The sequence below is a fragment of the Acidovorax sp. KNOB132 genome (assembly GCF_057541515.1).
In genome coordinates, this window is the sequence record NZ_BAAJYT010000201.1 from 1 (window position 1) to 6,516 (window position 6,516).

Consider the following 6,516-nt stretch of genomic DNA (forward strand, 5'->3'; position numbering starts at 1 on the left):
GCGAGCATCGGCCTGGCGCGGCTCACCGTGGCGCGGCGCCCGCGCGTGGCGCTGTTTTCGACCGGCGACGAACTCGTCATGCCCGGCGAGGTGGACCCGGCCCGCATGCCGCCCGGCGCCATCTACAACAGCAACCGGTTCTTCCTGCGGGGGCTGCTGCGCCGCCTGGGCTGCGCGGTGACCGACCTGGGCATCGTGCCGGACCGGCGCGAGGCCACGCTGGAGGCGCTGCGTGGCGCCAGCCTGGAGCACGACCTGATCCTGACCAGCGGCGGCGTGTCGGTGGGCGAGGAAGACCACGTCAAGCCCGCCGTCGAGGCCCTGGGCCGGCTGGACCTGTGGCAGATCGCCATGAAGCCCGGCAAGCCCTTCGCCCATGGCCGCATCGGCGCGGCGCACTTCATGGGGCTGCCGGGCAACCCGGTATCGAGCTTCATGACCTTCGCGCTGCTGGTGCGCCCGTTCCTGCTGCGGCTGCAGGGCGTGCAGGCCGTCGCCCCGCAGAGCGTGGCGGCCACGGCCGACTTCGACTGGCCGCGCGCGGACCGGCGCCGCGAGTTCCTGCGCGTGCGGCGCAATGCGGCGGGCGGGCTGGACCTGTTTCCCCACCAGGGATCGGGCGTGCTCACGTCGGTCGCCTGGGGCGACGGCGTGGTGGACACCCCGGCCGGCCAGACCATCGCGCGGGGCGATACCGTGCGCTTCATTCCCTGGGCGGAGCTGCAGTCATGAGCCGCACCGTCACCGTGCGCTACTTCGCCGCGATCCGCGAGGCCGTGGGGCAGGGCAGCGAACGCCTGGCCACGCAGGCGGCCACGCTGGGCGCGCTGCGCGACGAACTGATCGCGCGCGGCGGGCCCTGGGCGCACAGCCTGGGCCGCGGCCGCGCGGTGCGCATGGCGCTCGACCAGACGCTGAGCGACGAATCCGCAGCGCTGGCCGATGGGGCGGAAGTGGCGTTCTTTCCGCCCGTCACGGGCGGCTGAAGGCCGGCGCGCCCGTGGCCTGACGCGCCCCTTTTCGATGCCTGCTTCCGACGCGCCCCTTTTGCCGTTGCTGCAGGCCCTGGAGGTGGAGTTGCACCGGCCGGCCGCGCGCCAGGACGCCGCCCGGCTGGACGCACTGCTGCACGACGACTTCCGCGAGTTCGGCCGCTCCGGCGCGGTCTACACCAAGGCGGACGTCCTCTCGCAACTGCCGGCCCAGGCGCAGCATGCCGTGGTGGTCGCGGACCGTTTCGAGGTCCGGCGTCTCGGTGAGTTCGCCGCGCTGCTCACGTACCGATCGGCGCAGCGGTTGGACGACGGAACCCTGGAGCGGTGGACGCTGCGCACTTCGGTCTGGGAGCGGTCTGCGCGCGGGTGGCAAATGTGCTTCCACCAGGGCACGCCTGCCGCGCCCGGCGGCCCCGGCGAATCCGAACCCCCGACGGCACGGGCCGAAGGGGTGCCGCCGCCTTGATGGCGGCGGCCCGAGGCCCGTCTCCCGCAGGCTCTTAAGCGCCCTGGGGTGCGATGGCGGCCGGCTCGCCGCGCGGCAGGGCCGCCAGGGCCTCTTGCAGCCGCTGTACCAGTGCGGGCGAGGCCGACGTCATCGGCGCGCGCAGTTCGTCCGCCATCTCGCCCCGCGCGGCCAGCAGGGCCTTGATGGGGGCGGGGTTGGGCTCGGCGAAGAAACGCTCCACCCACGGAACGATCCCCTGCCAGAGCCCGCGTGCCTGCACCAGGTCCCCGGCCGCGACGGCGTCCAGGCAGGCCACCCATTCGGCCGTCTGCCAGTGCGCGCTCGCGGCGATGGCCCCGGCGCCCCCGAGCGCGACGGTGGTGAAGGCCTGGGCGTCCTCGCCCGCCAGCATTTGCAGCGCGCCGTCTGCGATCAGCGCCTGCGTCTTCGCCGGGCTGCCGCCGCAGTCCTTCACGGCGCGGAGATTCGGGTGCGCCGCCAGGCCGCGCAAGGTGGCCAGGTCGAGCGTGGCGCCGGTGCGGTAGGGAATGTCGTAGACGATGAGCGGGACCGCGCTGGCATCGGCGATCGCCCTGAACCACTGCTGCAGCCCGGCCTGCGACGGCCGGATGGAATGCGGCGCCGGCACCAGCAGCCCGGCCAGCGGCTGCGGGGCCAGGCTGCGCACCCGCGCCAGCACCTGGCCCATGTGGCAGCCCGACACGCCCATGACCACCGGCAGGCCGCCCGCGTGCGCGAGCACCGTGCCAGCACGGCGTCCTGCTCCGGCGTGTCCAGCGCCCCGGCTTCGGCGGTGGAGCCGCAGGCCACGAACCCCGCGATGCCCGTGCCGCGCAGCCGCTGCACGAGGGCCTTCAGGGCGTCATGGTCCACGGCGCCGTGGCGAAACGGGGTGACCAGGGGAATCCAGAGGCCGGAGAAATCGCCACGGGCCCGCGGGGGGGCAGGGCGGGTGGTGGCATGGGAGTGGGTGGAATGTGAACGCACGGGAACATCCTTTCAGGCAACGACCGAGGGAGCCGTCCAGGGATGCGTGCGCCGACCGGCAAAGCGGCAGGCGTTCAAAAAGAAAAAAGGGGAAAGGGTGCCTGCCGCGCGGTTCCGTCGCTCATCCGGACGGACCCGCAGCGCAGCTCCGGTCAGATGAGCTGGGGTTTTTTGGCTTTGCCTGCGCACGCCGCCACGGACCGGAGGGTCCGCGAAGGCGAGGGGGTGTGCGAAGGCATGGGGGGCAGTATAGCCAGGGTGCGCCGGTACAGGCCCTCCGTCGCGCCGCTGGCGGTGCCCTCGCGCTGGGTGGCGGGGCTAGGGCGCAGGGGCGTCGCCTTGCGGAACCTCGTCCGAAGGGGGCGGCAGTTCCGGGCAGCGCCAGTTCAGCAGTTCGGCCAGGCGCAGCGTGATCCAGCGCGCCTCGGGTGGCGCCACGCCGGAGCCGGGCGTGGCCAGCCCGGCGTGGATGCGCAGCAGGATCTCGGCCTCCGACGGGGCCTGCACGTGGTAGAGCGTCTGCGCCTGCTCCACCAGATGGCTGGCCAGGTCTTCGCACAGTTCGTAGCGCTCGCGCACCACGGCGACCGGCTCGGACAGGCGCTGGCGGGCGTCGCTGTACACGGCCAGGAACGAGGGCGGGACGTGGATCTGGTTCTCGTCGTGCATGGCGGATGCGGCTCAGTCGGGCGTGAACAGGCGCGCGAACCGCTCGGCGTCCTCGGCCAGCTCGAACGTGGCCAGCTGGCCCATCTTGCCGTCCGCCAGGCGGTGGGCGGCGAACAGGCTGTAGCGGCCCCGCAGGTCGTAGCTGGGCAGGTCGATCAGCGCGTAGGGGTGGGGCTGGAAGACCTCGTGCTCGAACACCACGCGGTGCTGGTTGCGCGGTGACGGAAAGAGCTTGTAGCGGTCGGTGGTGACGGTCTGGGTGGCCATGCGGAAAGGAGAGCGAAGGGGGAATGGCAGCGGTGCAAGGCGCAAGAGGCGGGCGCGGCGGCATGCCTGGCAAGCCGGCCACTTTAGCAAAGGCGCTCTTTTCCCGGCCGGCGCCAGCGGCCCGGCGGTTTCCATGACAATCGCGGTTTGCGAACGCACGCACAAGGACACCGCCGCATGGCACGCAATTCGAGAGACAAAGACGAGTGGGCCGGCAAGGTCTTCGCCCTCATCCAGGGTGGCAACACCCAGGCGGCCATCGCACAGGTGAAGGTCGCGCCGTCGGTGAACGACGTGGTGCGGCTGCAGGCCATGCTGGCGCGCGTGCCGGCGTCCCCCGCACGGCGCCAGCTCGACCAGATCATCGAGGAAGAGCGCGGCCTGCTCTCCGCCCCGCGCCTGCACCGCTCGCCATGAGCCGCACCGGCGCCAGACCCCTTTCGCAGCGGCCATGAACCCTGTTCCCGCGCCACTCCCCATCGCCCCGCCCCGCGTGGCCGTCCAGGTGGCCGACTTCGACGTGTCCGCCGAACTGGCGGCCCTGCGCGCCGGCGATCCGCGGGTGGGCGCGGTGTGCTGCTTCGTGGGCACCGTGCGCGATCACAATGCCGGCGACGCCGTCGCATCGATGGAGCTGGAGCATTACCCCGGCATGACCGAGAAGTCCATCGAAGCCATGGTGGACGAGGCGCTGCGCCGCTTCGAGCTGTTTGGCGCCCGCGTGGTGCACCGTGTGGGGCTGCTGCAGCCGCAGGACCAGATCGTGCTGGTGGCGGTGACCTCGGCCCATCGGGGCCAGGGCTTTCAGGCCTGCGAGTTCCTGATGGACTACCTCAAGACCCAGGCGCCGTTCTGGAAGAAGGAGGTCACGCCCCAGGGCGCGCGCTGGGTCGACGCCCGGGTGAGCGACGACGCCGCGCTGGCGCGCTGGGGCATCGCGGCCCTTCCCAATGCGGATGAGGGTTTGGGGTAAAAAAGGCCTTCGCCGCATATTCCACTAGGGCGTTTTGCTATCGATAAGTGAGCATTTGGCATTTTTTTGAGATGCCTGCCTGAATTTGATCTGGCGCATGGCCTGCTGTGGGGCGCGCGCTTGAAATGTGCCTCCACCTCCCCCAACTGCGTTGCAATTCGGAGGACATTTCAACCATGCGTCTCGACAAATTCACCACCAAGTTCCAGGAAGCCCTGAGCGACGCGCAGTCGCTGGCGCTGGGCAACGACAACGCCTACATCGAACCCGTGCACATGCTGGTCGCCATGCTGCGCCAGGAAGACGGTCCGCGGGCACTGCTGCAGCGCGCCGGCGCCAACGTGCCGGGGCTGCTGTCCGCGGCCGAGGCCGCGGTCAAGCGCCTTCCCCAGGTGCACGGGCAGGATCAGGTGCAGGGCGGCCCCGAGCTGGGCCGCGTGCTGCAGGCGACCGAGAAGGAGGCCATCAAGCGCGGCGACCAGTTCATCGCCAGCGAGCTGTTCCTGCTCGCGCTGGTGGACAGCAAGGGTGACGCCGCCCAGATCGCCAAGGACAACGGCCTGACCCGCAAGAGCCTGGAGGCCGCCATCGACGCCGTGCGCGGCGGCCAGAAGGTGGACAGCGCCGAGGCCGAAGGCCAGCGTGGCGCCCTCGCCAAGTACTGCCTGGACCTGACCGAGCGCGCCCGCATCGGCAAGCTCGACCCCGTGATCGGCCGCGACGACGAGATCCGCCGCGCCATCCAGGTGCTGCAGCGCCGCACCAAGAACAACCCCGTGCTGATCGGCGAGCCCGGCGTGGGCAAGACCGCCATCGTGGAAGGCCTGGCCCAGCGCATCGTGGCCGGCGAGGTGCCGGAATCGCTCAAGGGCAAGCGCGTGCTGTCGCTGGACATGGCGGCCCTGCTTGCCGGCGCCAAGTACCGCGGCGAGTTCGAGGAGCGCCTGAAGAGCGTGCTGAACGAGCTGGCCAAGGACGAGGGCCAGACCATCGTCTTCATCGACGAGCTGCACACCATGGTCGGCGCCGGCAAGGGCGAAGGCGCCATGGATGCGGGCAACATGCTCAAGCCGGCGCTGGCGCGCGGCGAGCTGCACTGCGTGGGCGCGACCACGCTCGACGAATACCGCAAGTACATCGAAAAGGATGCGGCCCTGGAGCGGCGCTTCCAGAAGATCCTCGTGGGCGAGCCCACGGTCGAGGCCACCATCGCCATCCTGCGCGGGCTGCAGGAAAAGTACGAGGTGCACCATGGCGTGGACATCACCGACCCGGCCATCGTGGCCGCGGCCGAGCTGTCGCACCGCTACATCACCGACCGCTTCCTGCCCGACAAGGCCATCGACCTCATCGACGAGGCCGCGTCCAAGATCAAGATCGAGATGGACTCCAAGCCCGAGGTCATGGACCGCCTCGACCGGCGGCTGATCCAGCTGCAGATCGAGCGCGAGGCCGTGCGCCGCGAGAAGGACGAATCCTCGCAAAAGCGCTTCGCGCTGATCGAGGAAGAGATTGCCAGGCTGCAAAAGGAAATCGCCGACTACGACGAGATCTGGCAGTCCGAAAAGGCCCAGGCCCAAGGCAGCGCGCACGTGCGCGAGGCCATCGACAAGCTCAAGTTCCAGATCGAGGAGTTCACCCGCAAGGGCGACTTCAACAAGGTGGCCGAGCTGCAGTACGGCAAGCTGCCCGATCTGGAAAAGCAGCTCAAGGAAGCGCAGGCCAAGGAAGCCGGCAAGGACGGCGCAGGCAGCGCCCCGCGCCTGCTGCGCACCCAGGTGGGCGCCGAGGAGATCGCGGAGGTGGTGAGCCGCGCCACCGGCATCCCCGTGGCCAAGATGATGCAGGGCGAGAAGGACAAGCTCCTTCAGATGGAAGACAAGCTGCACGAGCGCGTGGTGGGCCAGGACGAGGCCATTGCCGCGGTGGCCAATGCCATCCGCCGCTCGCGCTCGGGCCTGTCCGACCCCAACCGGCCCACGGGCTCGTTCCTGTTCCTGGGCCCCACGGGCGTGGGCAAGACCGAGCTGTGCAAGGCGCTGGCGGGCTTTTTTGTTCGACAGCGAAGACCACCTGATCCGCATCGACATGAGCGAGTTCATGGAAAAGCATTCGGTGGCCCGCCTGATCGGCGCGCCGCCCGGCTACGTGGGCTA

7 protein-coding genes and 2 pseudogenes are annotated in these 6,516 nt (G+C 70.4%); 6 read left to right on the forward strand and 3 right to left on the reverse strand.

The window, feature by feature from the left end; translation table 11 throughout:
- The 3 genes from AC27IO_RS18710 to AC27IO_RS18720 form a co-directional block, all read left to right on the forward strand.
- Nucleotides 1-732, forward strand: a 732-nt coding sequence (locus AC27IO_RS18710) for a molybdopterin molybdotransferase MoeA (RefSeq protein WP_498740134.1), incomplete at its 5' end; no start/stop codon positions are given.
- On the forward strand, nucleotides 729-986 hold the full coding sequence (moaD, locus tag AC27IO_RS18715) for a molybdopterin converting factor subunit 1 (protein WP_272551613.1): 258 nt from the start codon (nucleotides 729-731) through the stop codon (nucleotides 984-986). The genes AC27IO_RS18710 and moaD, both read left to right, overlap by 4 nt.
- Nucleotides 987-1,023: 37 nt before the next feature.
- Entirely contained in the window at nucleotides 1,024-1,461 is a 438-nt protein-coding gene (locus AC27IO_RS18720; RefSeq protein WP_317359324.1) for a nuclear transport factor 2 family protein, read from the forward strand.
- A 34-nt stretch (nucleotides 1,462-1,495) separates the two neighbouring features.
- Here AC27IO_RS18720 and AC27IO_RS18725 read toward each other — a convergent pair.
- The 3 genes and pseudogenes from AC27IO_RS18725 to AC27IO_RS18735 all read right to left on the reverse strand — a co-directional run bounded on the left by AC27IO_RS18725 (nucleotide 1,496) and on the right by AC27IO_RS18735 (nucleotide 3,387).
- A pseudogene (locus AC27IO_RS18725) lies at nucleotides 1,496-2,451 on the reverse strand (dihydrodipicolinate synthase family protein).
- A 318-nt stretch (nucleotides 2,452-2,769) separates the two neighbouring features.
- Nucleotides 2,770-3,120, reverse strand: a complete 351-nt coding sequence (locus AC27IO_RS18730; RefSeq protein ID WP_284405968.1) for a hypothetical protein — start codon at nucleotides 3,118-3,120, stop codon at nucleotides 2,770-2,772.
- A 12-nt stretch (nucleotides 3,121-3,132) separates the two neighbouring features.
- On the reverse strand, nucleotides 3,133-3,387 hold the full coding sequence (locus AC27IO_RS18735) for a hypothetical protein (RefSeq protein ID WP_272567945.1): 255 nt from the start codon (nucleotides 3,385-3,387) through the stop codon (nucleotides 3,133-3,135).
- A gap of 177 nt (nucleotides 3,388-3,564) precedes the next feature.
- On the opposite strand from AC27IO_RS18735, the gene AC27IO_RS18740 reads away from it, so the two are divergent.
- From AC27IO_RS18740 to AC27IO_RS18750, 3 genes and pseudogenes are all read left to right on the forward strand, one after another.
- On the forward strand, nucleotides 3,565-3,804 hold the full coding sequence (locus AC27IO_RS18740; protein ID WP_272567946.1) for a hypothetical protein: 240 nt from the start codon (nucleotides 3,565-3,567) through the stop codon (nucleotides 3,802-3,804).
- Between the two features lie 34 nt (nucleotides 3,805-3,838).
- Nucleotides 3,839-4,360 (forward strand): molybdopterin synthase catalytic subunit MoaE, encoded by a 522-nt coding sequence (gene moaE / locus AC27IO_RS18745; protein WP_498740137.1) that lies wholly within the window; start codon nucleotides 3,839-3,841, stop codon nucleotides 4,358-4,360.
- 176 nt (nucleotides 4,361-4,536) lie between these two features.
- A pseudogene (locus AC27IO_RS18750) lies at nucleotides 4,537-6,516 on the forward strand (Clp protease N-terminal domain-containing protein); the annotation flags it as partial.